General features: G+C 35.7%; 21 protein-coding genes. 6 read left to right on the top strand and 15 right to left on the bottom strand.

Going from position 1 to position 23,088, the window contains the following annotated elements:
• Nucleotide 1: 1 nt before the first annotated feature.
• Nucleotides 2–181 (bottom strand): acid-soluble spore protein H, encoded by a 180-nt coding sequence (locus H280_RS0111465; RefSeq protein ID WP_020061270.1) that lies wholly within the window; start codon nucleotides 179–181, stop codon nucleotides 2–4.
• Between the two features lie 423 nt (nucleotides 182–604).
• The gene (locus tag H280_RS0111460; RefSeq protein WP_020061269.1) at nucleotides 605–892 is read right to left on the bottom strand and encodes an ArsR/SmtB family transcription factor; all 288 of its coding nucleotides are present in this window, start codon (nucleotides 890–892) and stop codon (nucleotides 605–607) included.
• Between the two features lie 734 nt (nucleotides 893–1,626).
• On the opposite strand from H280_RS0111460, the gene H280_RS0111455 reads away from it, so the two are divergent.
• Nucleotides 1,627–3,249 carry a lactate permease LctP family transporter gene (locus tag H280_RS0111455; protein ID WP_020061268.1) on the top strand — a complete coding sequence of 541 codons (1,623 nt, stop codon included), beginning with the start codon at nucleotides 1,627–1,629 and terminating at the stop codon, nucleotides 3,247–3,249.
• Nucleotides 3,250–3,273: 24 nt separating this feature from the next.
• Here the strand turns inward: H280_RS0111455 and H280_RS0111450 are convergent, their stop codons facing one another.
• Both H280_RS0111450 and gloA2 read right to left on the bottom strand, forming a co-directional pair.
• Nucleotides 3,274–4,584, bottom strand: a complete 1,311-nt coding sequence (locus H280_RS0111450; RefSeq protein WP_020061267.1) for a hemolysin family protein — start codon at nucleotides 4,582–4,584, stop codon at nucleotides 3,274–3,276.
• A gap of 112 nt (nucleotides 4,585–4,696) precedes the next feature.
• Entirely contained in the window at nucleotides 4,697–5,083 is a 387-nt protein-coding gene (gene gloA2, locus H280_RS0111445) for an SMU1112c/YaeR family gloxylase I-like metalloprotein (RefSeq protein WP_020061266.1), read from the bottom strand.
• Between the two features lie 283 nt (nucleotides 5,084–5,366).
• On the opposite strand from gloA2, the gene H280_RS0111440 reads away from it, so the two are divergent.
• Entirely contained in the window at nucleotides 5,367–6,380 is a 1,014-nt protein-coding gene (locus H280_RS0111440) for an LCP family glycopolymer transferase (RefSeq protein ID WP_020061265.1), read from the top strand.
• 395 nt (nucleotides 6,381–6,775) lie between these two features.
• The gene (locus H280_RS0111435; protein WP_020061264.1) at nucleotides 6,776–8,032 is read left to right on the top strand and encodes a VanW family protein; all 1,257 of its coding nucleotides are present in this window, start codon (nucleotides 6,776–6,778) and stop codon (nucleotides 8,030–8,032) included.
• A 1-nt stretch (nucleotide 8,033) separates the two neighbouring features.
• Here the strand turns inward: H280_RS0111435 and H280_RS0111430 are convergent, their stop codons facing one another.
• Nucleotides 8,034–8,306, bottom strand: coding sequence for a hypothetical protein (locus H280_RS0111430; RefSeq protein ID WP_020061263.1), 273 nt, complete (start codon nucleotides 8,304–8,306; stop codon nucleotides 8,034–8,036).
• Between the two features lie 16 nt (nucleotides 8,307–8,322).
• The gene (locus tag H280_RS0111425) at nucleotides 8,323–8,829 is read right to left on the bottom strand and encodes an RNase A-like domain-containing lipoprotein (protein WP_020061262.1); all 507 of its coding nucleotides are present in this window, start codon (nucleotides 8,827–8,829) and stop codon (nucleotides 8,323–8,325) included.
• Between the two features lie 620 nt (nucleotides 8,830–9,449).
• Here H280_RS0111425 and H280_RS0111420 point away from each other — a divergent pair.
• Nucleotides 9,450–9,998, top strand: coding sequence for a TVP38/TMEM64 family protein (locus tag H280_RS0111420; protein ID WP_020061261.1), 549 nt, complete (start codon nucleotides 9,450–9,452; stop codon nucleotides 9,996–9,998).
• 48 nt (nucleotides 9,999–10,046) lie between these two features.
• Here H280_RS0111420 and H280_RS0111415 read toward each other — a convergent pair whose 3' ends face one another.
• The 3 genes from H280_RS0111415 to H280_RS0111405 form a co-directional block, all read right to left on the bottom strand.
• On the bottom strand, nucleotides 10,047–11,708 hold the full coding sequence (locus H280_RS0111415; protein WP_020061260.1) for a M4 family metallopeptidase: 1,662 nt from the start codon (nucleotides 11,706–11,708) through the stop codon (nucleotides 10,047–10,049).
• 343 nt (nucleotides 11,709–12,051) lie between these two features.
• Complete coding sequence (locus H280_RS25750; RefSeq protein ID WP_020061259.1) at nucleotides 12,052–12,180, bottom strand: NprX family peptide pheromone; 129 nt, start codon at nucleotides 12,178–12,180, stop codon at nucleotides 12,052–12,054.
• 2 nt (nucleotides 12,181–12,182) lie between these two features.
• A complete protein-coding gene (locus H280_RS0111405) occupies nucleotides 12,183–13,454 on the bottom strand; it encodes a helix-turn-helix transcriptional regulator (RefSeq protein ID WP_020061258.1) in 1,272 nt (423 codons plus the stop codon).
• A 191-nt stretch (nucleotides 13,455–13,645) separates the two neighbouring features.
• Between H280_RS0111405 and H280_RS0111400 the strand changes: the two genes are divergently transcribed.
• A complete protein-coding gene (locus H280_RS0111400; RefSeq protein WP_020061257.1) occupies nucleotides 13,646–15,109 on the top strand; it encodes a nicotinate phosphoribosyltransferase in 1,464 nt (487 codons plus the stop codon).
• 25 nt (nucleotides 15,110–15,134) lie between these two features.
• Here H280_RS0111400 and H280_RS0111395 read toward each other — a convergent pair whose 3' ends face one another.
• Together H280_RS0111395 and H280_RS0111390 are read right to left on the bottom strand one after the other, a co-directional pair.
• Nucleotides 15,135–17,498, bottom strand: a complete 2,364-nt coding sequence (locus H280_RS0111395) for a heavy metal translocating P-type ATPase (RefSeq protein ID WP_020061256.1) — start codon at nucleotides 17,496–17,498, stop codon at nucleotides 15,135–15,137.
• A gap of 23 nt (nucleotides 17,499–17,521) precedes the next feature.
• On the bottom strand, nucleotides 17,522–17,899 hold the full coding sequence (locus H280_RS0111390) for an ArsR/SmtB family transcription factor (protein ID WP_020061255.1): 378 nt from the start codon (nucleotides 17,897–17,899) through the stop codon (nucleotides 17,522–17,524).
• Nucleotides 17,900–18,039: 140 nt separating this feature from the next.
• Here H280_RS0111390 and H280_RS0111385 point away from each other — a divergent pair, with 140 nt between their 5' ends.
• Nucleotides 18,040–18,660, top strand: coding sequence for a class I SAM-dependent methyltransferase (locus tag H280_RS0111385; RefSeq protein WP_020061254.1), 621 nt, complete (start codon nucleotides 18,040–18,042; stop codon nucleotides 18,658–18,660).
• A 119-nt stretch (nucleotides 18,661–18,779) separates the two neighbouring features.
• Here the strand turns inward: H280_RS0111385 and H280_RS0111380 are convergent, their stop codons facing one another.
• The 4 genes from H280_RS0111380 to H280_RS0111365 all read right to left on the bottom strand — a co-directional run bounded on the left by H280_RS0111380 (nucleotide 18,780) and on the right by H280_RS0111365 (nucleotide 23,088).
• Nucleotides 18,780–19,340 carry a class I SAM-dependent methyltransferase gene (locus H280_RS0111380; RefSeq protein WP_020061253.1) on the bottom strand — a complete coding sequence of 187 codons (561 nt, stop codon included), beginning with the start codon at nucleotides 19,338–19,340 and terminating at the stop codon, nucleotides 18,780–18,782.
• Nucleotides 19,341–19,446: 106 nt separating this feature from the next.
• Nucleotides 19,447–20,862, bottom strand: coding sequence for an amino acid permease (locus H280_RS0111375; protein ID WP_020061252.1), 1,416 nt, complete (start codon nucleotides 20,860–20,862; stop codon nucleotides 19,447–19,449).
• A gap of 89 nt (nucleotides 20,863–20,951) precedes the next feature.
• Nucleotides 20,952–22,085 carry an alanine dehydrogenase gene (ald, locus tag H280_RS0111370; protein ID WP_020061251.1) on the bottom strand — a complete coding sequence of 378 codons (1,134 nt, stop codon included), beginning with the start codon at nucleotides 22,083–22,085 and terminating at the stop codon, nucleotides 20,952–20,954.
• A gap of 403 nt (nucleotides 22,086–22,488) precedes the next feature.
• Nucleotides 22,489–23,088, bottom strand: coding sequence for an NTP transferase domain-containing protein (locus H280_RS0111365; RefSeq protein WP_020061250.1), 600 nt, complete (start codon nucleotides 23,086–23,088; stop codon nucleotides 22,489–22,491).

Here is a 23,088-nt window from a genome sequence, read left to right as displayed (position 1 = left end):
TTTAATGCTCTCCTAATGCAGTGATGTCTACTTGTACTGTTTCATGTGGTGTTTTTATATCGTGTACATTCGCAAGCCCACTTGTCTCATCACAGCTTTCGATCCAAACAGGCATACCGTGATATGTAACGTCAATTCTACTTGATGATGATAAAATTTGTTTTACTCGCTTTAAATCCATCATTGTTCCCTCCTATTCTTTTTTATCTTGCCGTGTCTGGATGAATTCTATCCCTGCTTCTCTATGCGTTTACTTCACATGTGGCAGAAAAAAGCCATAACCGCTTCTACGCATGGCCAGTCGCTCTCGCCCAGCTAAAAGGAAGAGGGTTTTATGTAAGGTTTCTAAGTTGAATGTATATATAAATCGCGGTTATGCGTAACAAAACATGACCCACTCTCACTCTCTCCCTTTGTTTTATTCCGGCTCGTGGCAGGAAAAGGCCTTGACCGCTTCTATGCATGATCAGGTGCACTCGTCCCTCAAAAAAGAAAAGGGTTTTTTATGTTGTTTTTCAATTGATATTTATATATTTCTCCATAATCCAGTAATAAAAAATAGGTATGTACAAGTACATACCTATTTTTTACATTTTTTGAAATTTTAAGAAAATAATGTCTCTAAAATTTTATTTACTTTCTCATTATGCACTTCATAATATACTTCTAAACCACGTCTTTCAAAACGGACGACTTTATTTTGTTTTAATTTTGTTAAATGCTGTGATACTGTAGATTGTGGAATTTCTAATACTTCCTGCAATTGTGTTACATTACAAACGCCGCGCTGCATTAGTTCTATAACAAGACGAAGACGAAGCGGATGGGCTAATGCACGTAACATTTGTACATCTTCTTCTGATATACGACAATCAAATTGATTTTGATACATACTTTCCCCTCATTTTTTCTATTTATTTTATATTTATACATGTGTTATTTTTATATTTCTTATTCACTATTCCATTCTATATTCAATTACTTCCTATTAATAAAAACCACATTCCTCCTTTATATAGAGAGAAAACTCCCTTTTGATGTCTGAATATTATACTATACAGCTAAGACAAAAAGCAAAGTATCCACAAAGCATTTCCTTGCTTTCGAAAATAATTTTCTCAACCTTTTTGTTATATTTTTTGTATATCACTTTTACTATTTGGTATTCCTTGATCATTCTCCTGCTTCTTCATAAATATCTTTACAAATCATGAAAAAATAAGGTTCACCACCAAAAGACAGGGGGTAACATATAGAATCTCCCCCACTCCGAGTGGACGCTTTCCTCGCTATTTCCGCAGGAGTCGCCACTCACAGTGAAGTGTATTAAAAATGATTCATTTCAAAAAAATCAATCCATGTTACGGTGATAAACCGAGAATATATAAAGAACATATAGCATATCCTACCCGTATACACTTTTTGCTGTGCAGTAGCATTATTTATTCCAATTTTTTCATAAAATGTAGCAAAATTATTACAGTTAACGATTTACGGAACAATTACACTTTTCCACGTTGACAATAGTGCTGATGAGGACTATACTAAAAATGCAAGTTGATTGTGAATCATTTCACAAATAAATGTGAAGAAACTCACAAATTATATATAGGAGATGGCAGACTTATGAATACATGGACACAAATTTATGACCCATTACACAACATTTGGCTTTCAGCACTTGTAGCCGCAATACCAATTTTATTTTTCGTATTATGTTTAACAGTCTTTAAAATGAAAGGATACGTATCTGGATTTTATAGTGTTATTTTAGCTATCATTCTTTCTATTTTCGTCTATAAAATGCCAGCAACTATGGCTGTATCCTCCGCTGCCTTCGGTGTAGCCGCTGGATTTTATCCAATTTGTACAATTGTTATTGCAGCTATTTTTCTTTACAAACTAACTGTAAAAACTGAACAATTTAACGTAATTCGCGATAGCATTTCGAGCATTACAAGCGATCCTCGTCTTCAAGTGCTATTGATTGCTTATTCTTTCGGAGCTTTCTTAGAAGGTGCAGCAGGTTTTGGTGTACCGGTTGCTATTACAGCAGCATTACTTGTAGGTATGGGATTTGATCCATTAAAAGCAGCAGGTATTTGTTTAATTGCTAACATTGCCGGCGGTGCGATGGGTGCAATGGGTATTCCAGTTACAGTACCAGCTCAATTAACACAACTTGACGCATTAACTGTTGGTCGTCATGTAGTTGGAATTTTACCATTTATTAGTTTCGTCTTACCATTCTTACTTGTTGCAATCGTTGATGGTTTCAAAGGAATTAAAGAAACTTGGCAAGGTATTGTTGTAAGCGGTGGTTCTTTCGCTATTACTCAATTCGTTGTAACATATTTCCTTGGTGCAGAACTTACTGATATTTTCGCAGCTGTAGTCAGCATGATCGCATTAGCATTGTTCTTACGTGTATGGCAACCAAAATCTTCAACAAAAGAAACAGCAAATAAACAAGAAAAACAGAGTTATACAATGAAACAAATTTTATACGCTTGGTCACCGTTTGTATTCTTAACTGCATTTGTAACAATTTTCAACTTAAAAGCAGTAAAAGCCTTATTCCTTCCAAATGGTGCATTAAGTAACTTAGTATTGAATATTCAAGTACCCGGCCTGCACAATCACGTGATTAAAACAGCGCCAATCGTTAAAGCAAATACACCGTTTCCAGCAATCTTTAAGTTAGATGTATTCTCATCTACAACTACTGCGATTGTACTTGCAATTATCGTATCTTTACTTGTATTCCGTGTAAGCGGTAAGTTAGTAAAAGAATTAACTATTGAAACATTAAAAGAGTTAAAAACACCAATTTTTACAATCTGTAGTGTAATTGCATTAGCATATGTAACAAACTATTCTGGTATGTCTTCAACTCTTGGATTAGCTCTATCATCTACTGGTGATGCATTCCCTATTCTTTCTCCAATCTTAGGTTGGATTGGCGTATTCTTAACTGGTTCTGTAGTATCAAGCGGCTCTTTATTTGCACCTCTTCAAGCTGTTACAGCCGCTCAATTAGATATCGTTCCTTCTACTCTTGTTGCCTTAAACGTAGTAGGTGGCACAATGGCAAAAATGGTATCACCACAATCAGTTGCTGTAGCTTGTGCAGCAGTTGGTATCGTTGGTAAAGAATCAGAGCTATTTAAAATGACAATGAAATATAGCTTAATCTTCTTATTAATTATTAGCTTACTTCAACTTAACGCAGTGTTTAATATTTTCTAATTTAAAAGGCTGATGACTCGTTCATCAGCCTTTTTCTTTCGTTTCCATTTTTTTAATCTCTACTCGCTTAATTTGATGAGTATCTTTTTCAAGAATCGTAAATGTCCATTCCCCAACCACAGTCACATCCCCCTCTGCCATTGGTTGTCCTTGCATCATTAACCATCCTCCAATTGTATCTACATCTTGTTCATTCAAATGTAAACCAAACAAATCATTAATTTCACTGACTAACACTTTTCCGTCAACGATTTTACAATCGTCACTAATATGTTGAATAGGCGGATGTTCATCTTCATCATATTCATCACGAATTTCTCCCACAATTTCTTCTAAAATATCTTCAAGCGTAACGAGTCCTGCTGTTCCACCATATTCATCATATAAAATGGCCAGTGGAACCCGTTTTTTTTGCATACTTAACAGCAAATCATGTATAGGAATATTTTCCATCACTTCAATAACCGGCCTTGTATATGCCATAATTGATTTTGCTTCTTGTTTTTCTCCATCCATGTAACGAATAAAGAAATCCTTCACATTCACCATTCCAAGCACTTCATCTTTATCTTCCCCGAATACTGGATATCTTGTATATTTTTCTTGCCGAATTATTTCAATATGGATTTCAAATAAATCTTCCGCATATAATCCAACAATTTCTGTTCGCGGCACCATAATCTCTTTCGCAAGACGATTGTCAAATTCAAAAATATTATTTACATATTTAAACTCTGCTTGATTAATTTCTCCGCTTTCATAACTCTCTGATAAAATGAGGCGAAGTTCCTCCTCTGAATGCGCTACTTCATGTTCAGAAGCAGGTTTTAATCCAAATAAACTTGTTACAAAACGAGCTGCATGATTTAATGTCCAAATAAATGGATACATAATGCGATAAAAATACATCAACGGTTTTGAAAACAGTAGGCTGACTTGCTCTGCTTTTTGAATGGCAAATGTTTTTGGTGCCAATTCCCCAACTACAACATGTAAAAACGTAATAACAGCAAATGCAATAATAAAAGATACGGTATTCGCAATTGGAGGAGAAATATGAAACGTAATCAATACAGGCTCTAATACATGTTTTACGGTTGGTTCACCTAACCACCCCAGTCCTAGTGCTGTAATGGTAATCCCGAACTGACACGCTGACAAATACTCATCTAAATTAGAAGTTACTTTTTTCGCCGCTATTGCTCCCCGTTTTTTTTCTCCGACAAGTTGATCAATGCGGCTACTGCGTACTTTCACAATCGCAAATTCAATTGCAACAAAAAAGCCCGTTAACGCAATTAAAACTGCAACTAGTATTAAATTCCCTATTTCCAAATATCTCCCTTAGCTGTAAGCAGCTAAAGTTACACCTCCCGTAAGATAAGTTTAACTCTTTTTAATTTCCCTCATTTCCTCACAAGAAAACCTGTATAAATTTCACAAATTTTTATCTCTCATATAGTTCAAGGGGCAAACCATCTGGATCTTGAAAAAATACAAAGCGCTTTCCAGTAATCTCATCAATTCGAATGCTTTCCGTTTGTATACCGTGCTGCTGTAAATGCACCACAGCTTCTTCTATAGATGAAACAGAAAACGCTAAGTGTCTTAGTCCTGCTGCTTCAGGAAAGCTTGTACGCTTTGGAGGGTTTGGAAATGAAAATAATTCAATTTGATATGTATCCCCTACACACAAATCCAACTTATATGATTTTCTTTCTTCTCGATATACTTCGCGTAAAATTTGAAAACCAAGTACTTCTGTATAGAATTTTTTTGATACTTCATAATTAGAACAAATAATGGCAACGTGGTGAACATCGGTAATATTCATCTTCTCTCTTCCTTTCTTGTATATTCTCCTTTGAAATGAAAAACCTATATACAAAACCACTTATAAATAGCGTTACTATGGAATTCCCCATATTTTTTGTTTTTTGTACAAATAACAAAAAGTACAACATATCTTTATAAAGCGATATGTTTCATATATTTCATTTTCATGTCAATTAAAATTTAATAGTGAAAACTCATTTTATTTATGTACAATAGGAAGTGTGTCTTTTTTAAGATTATCAGAAAATATCTGAATTGATTGTTTAAAGGAGAAATTATTAATGAAACCTGATTTAGAAACGATAAATAGAGCAGCACGAAAACGCTCTAAGAAAAAACGTGTATTATGGTTTGTTCTGATTCCTTTATTCCTTTTGATTATTGGAGGAGGCAGCTATTGCTTCCATATATATAATAAAGCACAGGCTGTTGCTAATGATGCTTACTCAGAATTAGGACGTGGCGATAAATCGGACAAACGCGAAAAAGCAGTAAAACCGATGACTGATAATATTTCAGTCTTAATTATGGGTGTCGATGAAAGTGATACACGAGCAAAAGAATACGGAACTGCAACTCGTACAGATGCATTGTTACTTGCAACGATTAATAAAAACGATAAATCTGTGAAACTATTAAGCATTCCTCGTGATTCTCGCGTATATATTCCATCAAAAAAGAAAGAAGATAAAATTACACACGCCCACGTATTTGGTGGCGTGGATAGTACAATTAATACAGTAGAACGCTTTTTAGATGTTCCTGTTGATTATTACGTAAAATTTAACTTTAAATCATTTATAAAAATTGTTGATTCTCTTGGCGGTATTGACGTAGACGTACCAGTTTCATTTACTGAACAAGACAGTAAAGACCAACCAGGTGCTATCCACCTTGAAAAAGGTCATCAACACTTAAATGGTGAACAGGCGCTTGCACTAGCAAGAACGCGTCATATTGATAGCGACTATATGCGCGGTCAACGTCAACAACTTGTTTTAGAAGCAGTTGCTAAAAAATCATTATCTGTAAATTCAATTAGTAAACTTGGCGAATTACTTGATTCAGTCGATCATGATTTAAAAACAAACTTAACTTTCGACGATATGATGGCCATTACGAAAAATTCAATGGACTCTGGTTTGAAGATTGATAAATTGCAAGTAAAAGGCGACGACAAATATATTGATGGTTTATACTATTACGTCCCTAACGAAAAGAGTGTTCATGAGATTTCTAAGGAACTACAAAATCATCTTGGTGTTACAGGTAAATTAGATCATAAGAAATTGTAAGAAAAACAGCTGTTGTAATACAACGGCTGTTTTTCTTTTGCCTTTCAATAAAATGAAACTTCCATCAGCGGGAGTTCTACTGTCCACGAATAGCGGAATAAAAATAACATAAAAACCACTTTTTTTAGGGCAGGAGACCAGAGCAACTGGCCATGCATAGCAGCGACTTATATGTTTAAAAATCAACTTGTATTTATATATCTAAATGTCATCCCCATCTTTTGGTGATGAACCTAATTAAAGGGAATTATATTACAAAAATGTAACATTTTTTATCAAAATATTACACATACAATAAAATTAATAGTATACTAATGTATAAGAATTACTACTTTTAACATTTATACATTAGAAATCATACTTATACTTTAAAATTTCTTTTCGGAGGGAAATGAATGAAATTACGCAATTTAATTATTGGTTCTGCGATTGCAGGTGGAATCGTCCTTTGTATTGGTGGTGTTAGTGCTTATCAATATGTTTCCAAATTAAATCATCAATTAGATACATACGTTTTACCTCACACAACATTCGAAGGTATTTCCATAGACGGCAAAACGAAAGAAGATGTTCAAAAGATCATTCAACAAAAAGTTGATGAGTTAAATAAAAAATCTGTGAACTATGCCCTGCAAGATGACAAACAGACATATACTTGGCAGGAATTAGGGGTTGAATATAACGGTACGGATGTTACAGATAAAATTTTCAAAGAACAAAAAGGCAATATTTCTAATCGTTATAACATGCAAAAACAAGCTGAAACAGGTGAATTAAAACGTGACTATAAGCTAGAGCCTTCTATAAACACCGCAAAATATGATGCATTTATTAAGGAAAAATATAATGATTCCTTAGTAGAGCCTGTTAATGCCAACTTATCTATCTCTGGAACAACCATTAATATTAGCGAAAGTAAAGATGGCGAAAAAGTTGATAAAGAGAAATTAAAAATTCTCACAACAGAAGCTATTACAACAAATAAGCAAGATATCCAAGTTCCAATGACAGCTGTGAAACCAGAACGCTCAACAGAGGATGTGAAAAATATGGGGATTCAAGAAGTAATCGCTGAATACTCTACTCCTTTGGCTGGGCGAAACTCAAGTCAAACATTTAATGTACAACGCGCTGTGAATACATTAACCGGAGTATTTGTTGCACCTGATGAAACATTTAGTTTTAACGGTCGCGTTGGCATAACGAATGCTGCACATGGTTATAAATCAGCAGCTGTATATGTAAACGGAAAAGTAGAACAAAGTGCTGGGGGCGGTGTTTGCCAAGTAAGTAGCACATTATATGGTGCTATATTACGAGCTGACTTAGGAGTTGTAGCGCGAAGTAACCACTCTTTACCGGTTCATTACTTACCTCTTGGTCAAGATGCAGCAGTTGCTGACTATGGTCCTGATTTAAAATTCAAAAATAATACGGGTAAATATATTTATATTCAAGCATTTACAAGTGGCAGTAATGTAACTGCTCGTATTTTCGGTACAAATACAGGTAAAAATGTAGAGGTTTCTTCAAAAGTAATTAGTGAAACTGATAAAAGCATTGTGGCTGTAACATATAAAAAAGTAACCCAAAATGGGCAAGTGCTTTCCAACGGTCAAATTTCAAAAAGCACATACAAAAAGGCGTCGTGATTCACGCCTTTTTGTTTTGTAATATAGAAATAAAGTTACTGATATGCCCTTTTACTTCTTCTATTGTCCACATACGATTTCCATACTGTTCAACTTCTTGCTGTACTTTCTCCCAATCTGCTCTTTGCTCTATTTGAACAAGTTCTTGTAGCAACTTTTCCTGCATTTCTTGTTCTTCCTGCTCTTTAAATTGTTGCATAAGATGCACCATTTCTTCTTCATATATACTTAATGTACAGTACGCTCTAAGAAAATATTGAAATGTTGAATACATAAATTCCCCGCCTTTCTTATTTCTCAGAAGGATAAGAAGTAACAATTTTAAAACCGAGCTGGCTCCCTTTATCTTTCTGCAAAACAGTCACTGTATTCTGAAGCCCATCCTTTACACGCATATCCTTTTTTAATACCGTTTTTCCAACTGCAAAGTTATGCTTCGTATTCAATACAAGACGATTTTCCTTGGATTCTTTCAACCATTTTTCAATTTCTTTTTCATGCTGCTTGATCGTATCTTTTACTGCTTTTGTTGCCGCTTCTTTATCATAATATGTACTTGCAGCAGACACATTATCTGTACGTAATCGTTCTTTCAGCTGCTCATCTGTTTTCCCAACGTGACGTTCTATCGTATGACCATTTTTCGGTGGTCCTTCCATTTCATCTAAAATTTTGTCACTAACGTTTATAGCTGATGCTGCTTGATTATCTTTCGGCTTCGCTTGACTTGAACATCCACTTAATACAAGTATCATCATAAGCATCATGCTTATAACAACATTCCATAACTTTTTCATCGTATCACCTCTTTCATGATTATTGTATTATCTTTAGAAAAAGTCAATTCTATTGTATATATAAATACAAGTTGGTTTTTTAACATATAAGTCGCTGCTATGCAGAACAAAACATGGCCACTACTTGCTGTCTATCTTTGTTTTAACTTTGCACGTGGCAGGAAAAGGAACTGACCGCTTCTACGCACGGCCAGACGCTCAGGGCCATCTAAAAAGAAAGGGGATTTATGTCAGTTTTTTAATTTGGATTTATATATATTCTGTTATCCCCTAGCCATTCTTTCTATTAAAATATGACTTTTCTTTAAATAAATCCATGATCTTCCACAATTCTATTGTCTTACTAAAAAAACTATGGTGTAATGCTATATAATGTGAAACTTCCATCAGCGGGAGTCTTACTACCCGCAAATAGCAGAATAAATCCAAGTTAATTTTTTAACATATAAGTCGCTGTTATACAGAATAAAACATGCTCCCTTTGTTTGAACTTTGGATGTGGCAGAAAAAGGCCCTGACCGATTCTATGCATGGCCAGGCACTCTCGCCCACCTAAAAAAGGGGGATTTCATTTTTGGGCTTAAATTTACATCTAAAAAAGCAAAGGAAAACTAATTCATATGTCAGAAACAATTCAGTCTTTTCTCATAGATCATCAAACAATGGCTATCCCACTTAGTATCTTAATCAATATTCTTATTAGCCTAGGAGCAGTTATTCCTAGTGTTTTTTTAACAGCCATTAACATTTCATTATTTGGAATAACAACAGGAACGCTCATCTCCATTGCTGGCGAAGCATTAGGAGCGATTATCTCCTTTTATTTATATCGGCTTGGTTTTCAAAAAGTTGCTCAAAAAAATATAGATAATCATCCAAAAGTAAGGCAACTTCTTTATGTACAAGGAAAAGAAGCATTCTTTCTCGTTTTATCGTTTCGCCTCATTCCCTTTATTCCATCTGGCATCGTAACACTATTTGCATCCCTTGGAACGATGTCTATATTAACTTTTAGCATCGCTAGTACTCTTGGAAAAATACCGGCGTTACTCATTGAAGTATATTCCACCTATCAAGTGATGAATGGAACAAATGAAGCAAAGTGGATTATTACAATTGCCGGCTCTATTGGTTTGTTTTATTTGTGGAAAACATGGAAGAAAAAATGAAAAAAGGAGCATTATGCTCCTTTTTCACTATATAAAGGGGAGTGATACCTAATTCACACCAACTGCATCATATGATTTCTTCACAGCTGTTACTTCAGCGGAATTTGCACCATATAAATCAGCAGCTGCTTGTACTAAACCTGCACGCGCTTGACTGAATGTTGTCGATTGCGTGAAATATAGTGTATTTGCACGATAGTAGATTGCCCCTACTTTATCTTTGCCAATACCATTCACTGTTACGCCATAATGTGTGCCACCGTTTGCTAATAAATACGCCGATTTATTGATAATACCGCTGTTTGTATGAACACCGCCATTATCGCTTGTTCCTGTATAGCGTTTAGAATAATGATCAGGATCTCCATATTTTGTTGGATCGCTCATTGAACGAAGAGCATCCCCAGATGTACCAGGTGTATAAATGTCTTCTCCAACTTCCCAATCTGGATTACGGTTATCATAGTATTCTACTAATGTTCCAAAAATATCAGAAATTGCTTCGTTTAATGCGCCAGACTCATTTTGGTAAATAAGATCAGAACTTCTCTCTGTCACTGCATGCGTTAACTCATGCCCGATTACATCTAAACTTCCAGATAACGGAGCAAATGTGTATCCATCTCCATCTCCATATACCATTTGTGATCCATTCCAGAAGGCATTGTTATAATTATTTCCATAATGAACCGTTGATTTTAATGCTCCACCAGCATTATCAAAAGAATTGCGGTTAAACGTATTTTTATAATAATCGTACGTTATTCCTGCATAATAATGTGCATCAACTGCCGCTGCATCACGACTAGCATTAAAAATATTATCTGCATCTAACCATAACGTTCCTGGAAGAGTTGTACGATTTTTCCCATCATATGTGTAAATAGTTGCACCGCGTGTATTGTCCTGTAAATAATAGCTAGATCCAGATAATGTTGTATTAATAGATTTTGTATCACCTAATACCCCTTTACCTGTTCCAACTTTATTTGTTCCTGTTACAGGTTTAACCGGTGCCTTATTATCCACATTCGCATTATGAATTGTATTGTATTTGTTCAATACCTTTCCATTCTCTGCTTCAATGAAATAATAATAGTTTCCTGGCTCTGGATCTAAGAAATTTAATTTTACAACATATGCGTATGTTGTTTCCTCACCATTTTGATATACATATAAGTCCGCTGATGACTCTACATCATATTTAGGATTTAGTCCCAAATCTTTTTGTGCAGCTGCAATTGCTTGTTTTCCGTCAATTTTATTTTTATTTTTCAGCTTCTCTTTCTTATCTAAATCAGGAGCAACTGTTCCTGATACAACCTTTAATGCACCATCTTTTCCAATATGAGCTAGTTGAGTAGACGCCCACACAGGTATACCTTCATACATTTGTTGCATGCGTACAACTGTTGTTTCCCCTACAGGATCTTTTATAACTTGCTGTACTTTAAAGGATTCTTCTGCACTTTTCCCCCCTAGTTTATAATCCTTTTTCGCAGAATTTAAGTAATCAAACACAACAGATTCTGCTTTTTTCCCAGATGCACCTGTTAAATCACCTGATACAAATTCTGGAGATTGTACCGTCTCATTGTATTTCTTTGTAGAGAGTACATTCTTTGAATCTGCAAAGGCAGAGCTTGTCCCTCCGAACGCTGTCACTGCCATTCCAGTTGCTAACACGAGCGCTAAACTCTTTTTCTTCATCTTCTCTTCCCCCTAACAATTTTTTTAAAGAGAGTAGATTTATAGTAGCATTAAGTTTCCACTATTAAAATACTGAAAATTAAAACAATTAATTTCTCAAGTATTTGCAAATTTTACATTACAATTATTTAGAACCCCCTTTTCAGCAGGATAAAGGGTTTCACAGTTACTCCATACAATTTCAATACTCATATTCACTTTGTTTCATGAAATAAATCGTAGTATTATTAATATCTTAATATTTTATTTCTCAAGTTTTGATGCACAATTAAAAACAAAGATAAAAAAATGACTCGAAAACCCGTTTTGTAACGGTTTTTCGAGTCATTTTTTAATAATTACCTTATACATTTACTGTTTCAACTATGTCAGCAGCTTGTCCAAAAACATCTGGTTTATTCGCGTATTGAGGATTAGCTATAACAACTAATGCCACCATTGTTAAAATCATACCGATTACTACTTTTTTCATCCTTATCCCTCCAGTATGGTTTCGAGCGCTTCAATTGCTAACTTATAATAATGATTGCTTTCTTTGAATCGTAAGGAATTATCGAAATACTTAGCGAGTTCTATATATACTTTCTTTAATTCTTTTTTATTTCCTGTATTTTTGAAAAAAGGGATTGCTTCTGTTTCTAAAAATACTTTATATACACTTGGTTCTGTAAAGTGCTTATAACGAAGCATAAGAAGTAAGTACAATTCTGTATTACCTCTTTCATCTTTCTTGGCAGAAGCAATACCCTTGTCAATCCACTCTTTTGCTTCTTCTAACTGTTCAAGGTGAATACATTGCAACGCCATCTCATACAACGTATCAACATAATTTACAGCATCTTCTTTTTGATATTGTAAACTTTTTGTATAATACTTTTTAGCATCTTCATACTGTTTCTTTCTATAATGTACATTGCCAATATTACTTAATACCATTGCCCTCAATATATCTTTTTCAGAAAAAGAATCCGCTTCACGCAGTATGCTCTCATAAATTTTTAACGCTTCATCATACTGTCCTTTCTCACTATAGCTTAACGCAACGATGATTTGACAATTGATCACATTTCGAAATTTATACTCATTTCGAAATCCTTCCATAGCAATATTAGCAAAATGAAGTGCCAAATGTGGAACTTCCAAATGAGTATATGCAAGTGCTAAATTATAATAAATTCCAGTTTCATAATAATCTTGTTCTTTTGCCATTATCTCTGTCTGAATTAAAAACCGTAATCCCTCTTGCCATTTATGCTGAAGGCAATAACACAAAGCCTGACTATACTGATATAACAGTTGCTGAAATGGAGAATATTTTTTATAAAGTTTTTTTAGCTTCTCCAACTCCTCTTTAAGGGCTGGTATATTTCGCTTCATAATTAAATATCGTGTATATAACAATTTATAATAATTCACAATTTCAAAGTCGACAATTTGTTGCATTTCTGCTTCTAGTTCTGTATATAACTCTTCAACTTTATGTTTATCTAAGTGAACTAGTGCCGTTAACCACTCCTCTAACTTTTCTTTTACCTCAGCTTCAATGTCTCTTAAATCCGACACTGCAATCTCGAGTCTCGTACATAATAACTGCAATATTTCTTCTGAGGCTTCAATTTTCCCATTTTCAATTTTACTTAAATATGAGACGGAACAAATGCCTTGGCAGAGTTCTTCTTGTGTCATTTTTTGTTGGAGTCGTTTATAAAAAATTTGCTTACCCATCTTTTCTAGATTTTGTTGCATAGTTCCCTCCTCCATTCTAAGTTATACCCTAGTAATTTAATAATACATAAAATTCACAAAAATATAAATTGATAAATAAAAAGATTCCGAATGATTTTTCATTTTCAGTTTTTCACATTTAAGATTAGATAATTAGCAACAAACTGCCAAAAAGAGGTATACTATAACCAAAATATGGAGGTGTTTACGTTATGGTACATTATGAAGACGATAGCTACGCCTTACACACAGACTTATATCAAATTAATATGGCTTATACATATTGGAAAGATCATATCCATAACCGCCGCGCAGTATTCGATTTATACTTTCGTAAGCTGCCTTTTGAAAATGGTTATGCAATTTTTGCAGGACTCGAAAAGATTATCGAGTATGTGAAGAGCTTTCAGTTTACAGAAAGCGATATTGCTTATCTAAAGGAACTCCAGTTTGAAGAAGGCTTTTTAGACTACTTACAAAACATGAAGTTTACTGGCTCTATTCGCAGTATGCAAGAAGGCGAAGTTGTCTTTCATAACGAACCTCTTTTGCGTATAGATGCACCACTTGGAGAAGCACAAATTATTGAAACCGCCCTTTTAAATATTGTGAACTACCAAACATTAATTGCTACAAAAGCAACGCGGATGAAACATGCTGCTGGTAATGATGAACTTCTTGAATTCGGTACACGCCGCGCTCATGAGTTTGATGCAGCGCTTTGGGGAACGCGCGCAGCATTCATCGGCGGCTTTTCTTCAACAAGTAACGTTCGAGCTGGGAAACGATTTGGTATTCCTGTTGCTGGTACGCATGCTCATTCATTTGTACAAGCGTATCGTGATGAATATGTAGCCTTCAAAAAATATGCAGAAACACATACAAAATGTGTTTTTCTCGTTGATACATACGACACGTTAAAATCTGGTGTACCAAATGCGATTCGCGTCGCAAAAGAATTTGGTGACCGCATTCACTTTTATGGCATTCGCCTCGATAGCGGAGATATGGCATACTTATCGAAAGAAGCGCGTAAAATGTTAGATGCTGCTGGATTTACCGATACAAAAATTATTGCTTCAAGTGACTTAGATGAATACACAATTTTACATTTAAAATCACAAGGTGCAAAAATTGACGTATGGGGTGTTGGAACAAAACTGATTACATCATTTGAACAACCGGCACTCGGCGCTGTTTATAAATTGGTTTGTATTGAAGATGAAAATGATACATTGAACGACACAATTAAAATTTCGTCCAATCCTGAAAAAATTACAACCCCAGGATTAAAGCGTATTTATCGCATTATCAATCGTATCAATCAGCATGCAGAAGGCGATTATATTGCCTTAGAAACAGAAGAACCACAAGAAGAAGAACGCTTAAAAATGTTCCACCCTGTTCATACGTATATTAGTAAATTTGTTACGGACTTTGAAGCAAAAGAGCTGCATCATGATATATTTGTGAACGGACAGCTTACTTATGAATCACCTGACATCCTTCATATTCAACAGCATGCAGAGAACAGCTTATCCTTCTTATGGGAAGAGTATAAACGGACACTTAACCCAGAAGAGTATCCTGTCGATTTAAGCCAAGCGTGCTGGGATCATAAAATGAATTATATTCAAACAGTGCGAGATCAAATTGCAAATTCGATGAAAAAATAAGGAGAGAAGCATCGCTTCTCTCCCTTTACAAACCTTTCACTCGTAATACACGCATCGCATTTAACACTGCCAGCAAAGTTACCCCAACATCTGAGAAGACTGCTTCCCACATTGTTGCAATACCGAATGCCCCTAATAAAAGAACAACTCCTTTTATCCCTAAGGCGAAAATGATGTTTTGCCATACAATGCTGCGCGTGCGTTTTGCAATTTGAATAGCCGCTCCTATTTTCGAAGGTTCATCTGTCATAATAACAATGTCAGCTGCTTCAATTGCGGCATCTGATCCTAGGCCACCCATCGCAATCCCAACATCTGCTCTTGCTAATACAGGTGTATCGTTAATACCGTCTCCAACGAACGCAATTTTTTCTTTCGGATGTTTTGTCGCATCAATTTTTTCAATTTCTTCTACTTTTTGCTGTGGCAACAGTTCTGCATGGACTTCGTCAATTCCAAGCTCTTTTCCAACTGCTTCTCCGACTAATTTGGAATCGCCCGTTAACATAACGATTCTTTTTACACCAAGTTGTTTTAACGATTGAATTGCTTTCTTCGCGTCTTCTTTAATTTCATCAGAAATGACAATGTATCCAGCATACAGACTATCTACAGCTACATGTACAAGTGTTCCAACCGTTTGCGGTTGCTGGAATGGAATATTTTCTTTGTTCATTAACTTTGCGTTTCCAGCAAAGATTTCTTTTCCGTTCACTTTCACAACTGTACCATGACCAGAAATTTCTTTATAATCTTCAATCATCTGTTCATTAACTACTTTTCCATATGCAGATCGAATGGACTGTGCGATTGGATGATTCGAATATACTTCTGCAAATGCTGCATACTCTAACAATTCTTCTTTCGTCACAAATTCACTTGGCTGCATATCTGTTACTTTAAAGACACCTTTTGTTAACGTACCTGTTTTATCAAATACAATATGCTTTACATCATTTAATGCTTCTAAATAGTTACTGCCCTTTATTAATATTCCGCTCTTAGATGCTGCGCCGATACCACCGAAGAAACCAAGTGGAATCGAAACAACCAATGCACACGGACAAGAAATAACAAGAAAGACGAGCGCTCTATAAATCCAATCTGAAAACGTTGCTCCCTCTATAATAAGCGGTGGAACAAAGGCTAGTATTGCAGCTGTAACGACGACAGCTGGTGTATAATAACGAGCAAATTTTGTAATAAAGTTTTCTGCCTGGGCTTTACGACTACTTGCGTTTTGCACTAAATCTAAAATTTTTGAAACAGTAGATTCACTGTACTCTTTCGTCACTTCAATTATTAAGACACCATTTTGATTTACACAACCGCTTAATACAGCGCTGCCGACCTCTACTTCACGAGGTACAGATTCTCCTGTTAACGCCGATGTATCTACCATCGATATTCCTTCGATTACTTTACCGTCTAACGGTACTTTTTCACCCGGTTTGACGATAATAAAATCACCAATTTGCACATCTTCTGGCGATACTTGTTTCGTTTCATTTCCTACCTTTAAGTTTGCATAATCAGGTCTAATATCCATTAATGAACTAATCGACTTACGGGAACGATTCACCGCAATGCTCTGGAACAGTTCACCTACTTGATAAAAGAGCATTACCGCGACAGCTTCTGAATAATTTTGAGTCCCAAAAGCACCAATCGTTGCAATCGCCATTAAGAAATTTTCATCAAACACTTGCCCGCGTACAATATTCTTTACAGCACGTAAAACAATATCACCGCCAATAATCATATAGGCAATCACGAAAAGTGGAATTGTGACCATTTGCGGCAATGAAACTAATGCAGCAATAGCAGTTAAAATCGCCCCAATCGATAACCGCCAAATCATTTTTTTCGTATTCGCTCCTCCGTGATCATGACTATGATGATGTTCGGTTTTCTCTTTTTCACGCACTACGTTCACTTCGGGTTCTAATTTCTGTACGACTTCTTTTATAAGTGCAACAGTTGTCTCTATCTCTTGTTTATTTGCGATTTCTACTCTTAATTTTTTAGAAACAAAATCAACAGATGCTGATGTAACTGTAGGCATTTCGCCTACTTTTGTCTCAATTTTCATCGCGCAGTTTGCACAGTCCAAACCTTCTAATATAAAAGTTTCTTTGGCCACTTTCGTTTTTTGTTCTTCTCTCACATGAATATGCGGTTCTAATTTATTGACAAGTTGCGTTGCTTCCATGACAACATGTTCTTCGTTTTGTTTCGCTGTTTCTACCGTCATTGTTTTCGTAACGAAGTTCACAGAACATGATGATACATCCTCTAATTCTCCTACACCTTTTTCAATTTTCATCGCACAGTTTGCGCAGTCTAATCCGTCTAACACAAGTTTCCGTTTTACCAATGCTTCCCCCATATTTCTCCCTCCTTGTGCTGCTTCTATTTTTCCTCGTTTACATGCTCAAATGCTTGCTCAAAAATATGAATAACGTGATGGTCTGCAAGTGAATAGTACACCACTTTTCCTTCTTTACGATTTTTCACAAGCTTCGCTTGCTTTAATACACGTAATTGATGGGAAATAGACGACTGCGTCATTCCGAGTAAATATGCTAAATCGCATACGCACATTTCCGCTTCAAACAAAGCATGTAAAATACGTGTGCGCGTACGGTCTCCTAATACTTTAAATAACTCTGCTACTTGACTTAAGCTATCATCCTGCGGAATCGTTTGTTGTACTTTTTCAACAACCTCTTGATGAATGACATTTTGTAAACATGTTTCTTCATTAGTTTCTACTTTTTGTTCAGTCACAATAGCTCACCTCTTCACTTGAACATATGAATAACTGTTCATATATGTTATACTTTCATTATATGAGTGACCGTTCATATGTGTCAATAATTTCTGCTTTTTATTTTTTTACATTGTATATAGAAATGGAGGGAAACGTTATGAAAAATAAGCAAAATCAAAAAATTTATAAAGTATGGTCTACCTTTTATGATTTGTTCATACAAAACCGTTTCTTTATTAAAGCAAGAAAACGTGCTTTTTCTCTTGTACCTTTTACAGAACATCAAAAAATATTATTAGTTGGCGTCGGTACAGGGCAAGATATCCCACTTCTTCCGAACAATACCCTCATCACTGGAATCGACCTCTCAAATCATATGTTAGCGCAAGCGAAACGGAAATATCCTTATCCTCATGTTGTATATCAACAAATGAATGCTGAAGAGCTCACATTTCTAGACAATTCATTTGACGTTGTTATTTTAAATCTCATTTTAAGTGTTGTTGAACATCCTCATATTGCACTTTCAGAAGCATTACGCGTTATAAAAGACGGAGGAAACATCATTATCTTAGATAAATTTCTTTCTGAAGAAAAACAACTATCTCCATTTAGAAAATTAATGAACCTATTTACTGAGAGACTTGGAACGACTATTAATCGCAAGTTGAGTGTTATTATTGGAACATTACCGCTTACCGTTCAATATGAAGAACCATCTATTTTTCATGGTAATTATCGGATTTTGCTTTTAAAAAATGAAAAAAGGAACCCTTGATTTATACTAAAGGGTTCTCTTTTATGCGTTCAGCATATCGAATATCACCGAAGAGTCTTTATATCATGTCGAATCGTCGATATATTCAAGAAATCGCTGATATATCGGCGATTTTTCATTTATTTAGACTTAACTGCATCGACAATCAATGAAACAAAACCAAGTTGTCCATCTTGATTGCGATGATCGAAACGCTTGGAACGATAAATAAAGCCGTCTTTTTCATTCCAGTCATTATGATGAAATTCTCCGTTTTCATCACAATACTCTAGTAACTTCACTTCAAAACCAGCTTCTTCAAACATTGAAGTCATCGTTTTATAGTTATGGACAATTTTGTGGCTCGCTGCCGGATGATCTAATGGACCTGGTCCGCCGACTTGTACGCCTGCTTGATAATCTTCATCTGGGAAAAACGCATCTGGTACCGCGGAGCGAAGATGGCCGCCTGGCTGTAAAAATTCATAACAAATTTTTGCTGCTTCTACTCCCTCTTCATATGTTAAATGCTCCCACACATGCTCTCCCAAGATTGCTGCGATAGAGTTTGGAGCAAATTGTTTCGTCCAATCTTCCCTTTTCAGTAAATTTAGTTCATTTTCTTGTGTATGTAACCACCCTGGATTATTGTTATATCCTTCTGCCCCTACTACAACTTTTACTTCTTCTTTTACATTCATTCTTTCTCCCACCTTTCGACATACAAGTTTCTACAAAATTTCCCAAAATTCCTTCAAAAGCATAAAAAAGCCTTACGCGCTCCCCAACGCATAAGGCTTTATCCCTTTAATTTGCTTGTTTTAAATGATCTTGCGAACTTTTATCTTGTTGCAGGTGGCTATGTTTCTTAGAGTATACGAAGTATACGATAACTCCTAGTACAAGCCAAGCACCGAAGTATAACCATGTTGTAAGTGGTAAATTAACCATTAAGAACAGACAACATGCGATTGAAATAATCGGCAATACTGGTACAAGAGGTACCATAAAGCCACGTTGTAATGTCGGATGTGTTTTACGAAGGATCAGTACAGAAACGCCCACCATCGCAAACGTTAATAACGCTCCAATATTAGCCAAATTTGACAATTCTTTTAAATCGATAAATCCGGCAATTAAAGCACTTCCGATACCTGTTAACCATGTTGAAAATACCGGAGCTTCTGTTTTTTTGTTAATTTTCGCAAATGATTTTGGAAGTAAACCATCACGGCTCATCGCAAAGAATACACGTGTTGTCGCATAAATATAAGCAAAAATTACGGCCATGATACCAATTACTGCGCCAATGGCAATCACACCAGCTACTTTATCTTGCCCAACAACTTCTAATACGTAAGACATCGCTTCTGGTACATTTAATTCTTTGTATGACACCATTCCTGTCATAACAAGACAAACTGCAATATAAATAACTGTACAAACAGCAAGTGATGCAATAATACCAATCGGTAAATCACGCTGTGGATTTTTTACTTCTTCAGCTGAAGTTGCTAACGCATCAAATCCTAAGAAAGCAAAGAATACTGCAGCTCCTCCGGCAAAAATCCCATTGATACCATACGGTGCAAATGGCGTCCAGTTTTCTGGTTTTACATAGAACACACCAACTGCAATAAACAATACAACAATACTAATTTTAATTAATACCATTGCATTATTTACACGTTTACTTTCTTTCGTACCGCGAGATAGTAACCATGTTAACACTAATGTAATGCCAACCGCTGGTAGGTTCACAATTCCGCCTTGAGATGGAATCGTTAACAATTGTTTCGGAATCTCTATTCCTAATCCACTTACTAAGTTATTAAAGTAACCCGTCCAACCGCCAGCTACCGCTGCTGTTGTTAACACATAAACTGACAATAATGTCCATCCCATTAAATGTGCAATAAATTCTCCAATTGTTGCATATGCATACGTATATACACTTCCTGATACAGGAAGCGCTGTGGCAACTTCTGCATAACATAATGCTGCAAAGCCACAAACAATTGCTGCAATCATAAACGAGAAAATAACAGCTGGACCAGCATCTCTTGCTGCTACTAATCCAGTTAATACAAGTACTCCTGTACCGATAATTGCTCCAATTCCTAACATCGTTAAGTCAAATGCCCCTAATGTTTTTGTCAAAGTTTTACTTTGACTTTGGCTTAACAATTGTGTCACGGATTTCTTTTTGAATAAGTTGGCCACGACCCTTGCCCCCTTCTAGTTAAAAAGAGCTAAGAGGCACTTCTCTTAGCTCTCATCTTGTTGTATGAAAATATTGTTCGATATTTAGATTAGCAAGATACTGCTTCTGCTTCTAATAATTCTTTTGCTGCTTTATATTCTACACCGTGTGCTTCTGCAACTGCTTCGAATGTTACAAAGCCTTCTAATGCGTTAATACCTTTTAATAATGCAGTATTTTCTAAACAAGCTTTTTTGTAGCCTTTGTTTGCGATTTGTACTGCATATGGTACTGTAACATTTGTTAATGCAAGTGTAGATGTACGTGGAACCGCACCAGGCATGTTTGCAACTGCATAGTGAACTACGCCGTGTTTTTCATAAGTTGGGTTGTCATGTGTTGTAATACGGTCAGTTGTTTCGAAAATACCACCTTGGTCGATCGCGATATCAACTACAACAGAACCTGGCTCCATAGACTTGATCATTTCTTCTGTTACAAGTTTTGGTGCTTTCGCTCCTGGAATTAATACTGCGCCAATTACAAGATCAGACTCTTTTACAGCTTGTGCAATATTGTAAGGATTAGACATTAAAGTTGTCACTTGGTTACCGAAAATATCATCTAATTGACGAAGACGATCTGCGCTTAAGTCGATAACTGTTACGTCAGCACCTAAACCAACTGCAATTTTAGCAGCGTTTGTACCAGCTTGTCCACCACCGATAATTGTTACTTTACCGCGCTTAACGCCTGGAACACCTGCAAGTAAGATACCTTTTCCACCTTTGTTTTTCTCAAGGAATTGTGCACCAAGTTGTGCTGCCATACGACCTGCAACTTCACTCATAGGTGCTAATAATGGTAGAGAACGGTTTTCTAATTGAACTGTTTCGTAAGCGATTGCTACTACTTTATTTTCAATTAACGCTTTTGTTAATTCTGGCTCTGGAGCTAAGTGTAAGTAAGTGAATAGAACTAAACCTTCACGGAAATATTTATATTCGCTTGCAACTGGCTCTTTAACTTTCATTACCATTTCCATAGACCAAGCTTCTTCAGCTGTTTCTACGATTTTTGCTCCTGCTTCTACATATTGCTCGTCAGGAAAACCTGATCCTAATCCTGCACCCTTTTGAATGAATACTTCGTGATTGTTACGAATTAAATGTACAACACCAGCTGGTGTCATAGCTACACGGTTTTCGTTGTTTTTAATTTCTCCTGGTACTCCAATACGCATTTGAAATGCCCCCTTATAATTAACAGAAAAAAGTAATTCTTTTTTCTTTTTTTAATAATGAATAACTTATGAATTTATTCTAGCATAACTTCCTACTCATGAAAACGCTATCATACGAAAAAATAAAAGTTTTTATATTTAAAATAGTGGAAATAATAGAAACTATTTTTATTACGATATATGTATTCTTATTCTATTTTGTCACGCTACACTTATTATTTCTAGAAAGTTTTTTAGCGAATAAATATTATACAAAAACCACATATACTCTCTATAAGTTAGGAATTAATGACTTATGATGTTCCTGCTTCATGTTTTTGCATATTAGTCTCTGCTATGCAGAACAAAACATAGCCAGTTGCTCTCGCCCATCGAAAAAGAAAAGGGTTTTTATGTTAGTTTTTCAATTTGCATCTATATATTTTATCATTTTCTGATAATCACTCCAGCTATCCACATCATAAAAAAGGGCCGGTTCTTCATACGATATCGTTATGCCCTCTACCTGTTGAAAAATAGCGCGCGCTCCTTGATCGCCTTCTAATGTTTGTAAGATAGGAAATGTTTTCTTCGCAAACAAAACAGGCGGTCTGACAATGCCGCGATGCTTTGCTGCGACATAATAGACCGTTTTATGTTGCTTATAACAATCTATTAATTCATTAATTATCTCTATTTTGATAAAGGGCTGGTCAGCAAGTAAGACAACAATCCCATCCGCTTTCATATGCATGGCTTTCTTCAACCCGCAGCGAAGTGAGTGTGATTGTCCTTGACTAGAATCAGCACAAGAAAGAATGTGTACGTTCTTATGTCGTAATGATTGCAGGGCCCAACTCGCATCATTTGCGACAATAATGATACCTGCGAGATTGGAAGACAAAGCTGTTTGGAGGGCTACCTTACCAAGTGGTTCATTATGGAAAGGAAGAGAAAGCTTATGAATTCCTGGTCCCATTCGTCTACTATTTCCCGCCGCCAAATATACACCAATGATTTTCAT

It is taken from the genome of Bacillus sp. 123MFChir2 (assembly GCF_000383235.1).
Classification (GTDB): Bacteria; Bacillota; Bacilli; order Bacillales; family Bacillaceae_G; genus Bacillus_A.
This window is presented reverse-complemented; position numbering and strand designations above follow the sequence as displayed.

Bases quoted from the DNA above. Each gene is read 5' to 3' on its own strand.
- H280_RS0111440 (WP_020061265.1), top strand. From the start codon at position 5,367: ATGAAACCTGATTTAGAAACGATAAATAGAGCAGCACGAAAACGCTCT.
- H280_RS0111395 (WP_020061256.1), bottom strand. From the start codon at position 17,498: ATGGGGGAAGCATTGGTAAAACGGAAACTTGTGTTAGACGGATTAGAC.
- H280_RS0111365 (WP_020061250.1), bottom strand. From the start codon at position 23,088: ATGAAAATCATTGGTGTATATTTGGCGGCGGGAAATAGTAGACGAATG.
- H280_RS0111465 (WP_020061270.1), bottom strand. From the start codon at position 181: ATGGATTTAAAGCGAGTAAAACAAATTTTATCATCATCAAGTAGAATT.
- H280_RS0111380 (WP_020061253.1), bottom strand. From the start codon at position 19,340: ATGAATGTAAAAGAAGAAGTAAAAGTTGTAGTAGGGGCAGAAGGATAT.
- H280_RS25750 (WP_020061259.1), bottom strand. From the start codon at position 12,180: ATGAAAAAAGTAGTAATCGGTATGATTTTAACAATGGTGGCATTAGTT.
- H280_RS0111435 (WP_020061264.1), top strand. From the start codon at position 6,776: ATGAAATTACGCAATTTAATTATTGGTTCTGCGATTGCAGGTGGAATC.
- gloA2 (WP_020061266.1), bottom strand. From the start codon at position 5,083: ATGAATATTACCGATGTTCACCACGTTGCCATTATTTGTTCTAATTAT.
- H280_RS0111430 (WP_020061263.1), bottom strand. From the start codon at position 8,306: ATGTATTCAACATTTCAATATTTTCTTAGAGCGTACTGTACATTAAGT.
- H280_RS0111460 (WP_020061269.1), bottom strand. From the start codon at position 892: ATGTATCAAAATCAATTTGATTGTCGTATATCAGAAGAAGATGTACAA.
- H280_RS0111420 (WP_020061261.1), top strand. From the start codon at position 9,450: ATGTCAGAAACAATTCAGTCTTTTCTCATAGATCATCAAACAATGGCT.
- ald (WP_020061251.1), bottom strand. From the start codon at position 22,085: ATGCGTATTGGAGTACCAGGAGAAATTAAAAACAACGAAAACCGTGTA.
- H280_RS0111405 (WP_020061258.1), bottom strand. From the start codon at position 13,454: ATGCAACAAAATCTAGAAAAGATGGGTAAGCAAATTTTTTATAAACGA.
- H280_RS0111425 (WP_020061262.1), bottom strand. From the start codon at position 8,829: ATGAAAAAGTTATGGAATGTTGTTATAAGCATGATGCTTATGATGATA.
- H280_RS0111385 (WP_020061254.1), top strand. From the start codon at position 18,040: ATGAAAAATAAGCAAAATCAAAAAATTTATAAAGTATGGTCTACCTTT.
- H280_RS0111415 (WP_020061260.1), bottom strand. From the start codon at position 11,708: ATGAAGAAAAAGAGTTTAGCGCTCGTGTTAGCAACTGGAATGGCAGTG.
- H280_RS0111400 (WP_020061257.1), top strand. From the start codon at position 13,646: ATGGTACATTATGAAGACGATAGCTACGCCTTACACACAGACTTATAT.
- H280_RS0111455 (WP_020061268.1), top strand. From the start codon at position 1,627: ATGAATACATGGACACAAATTTATGACCCATTACACAACATTTGGCTT.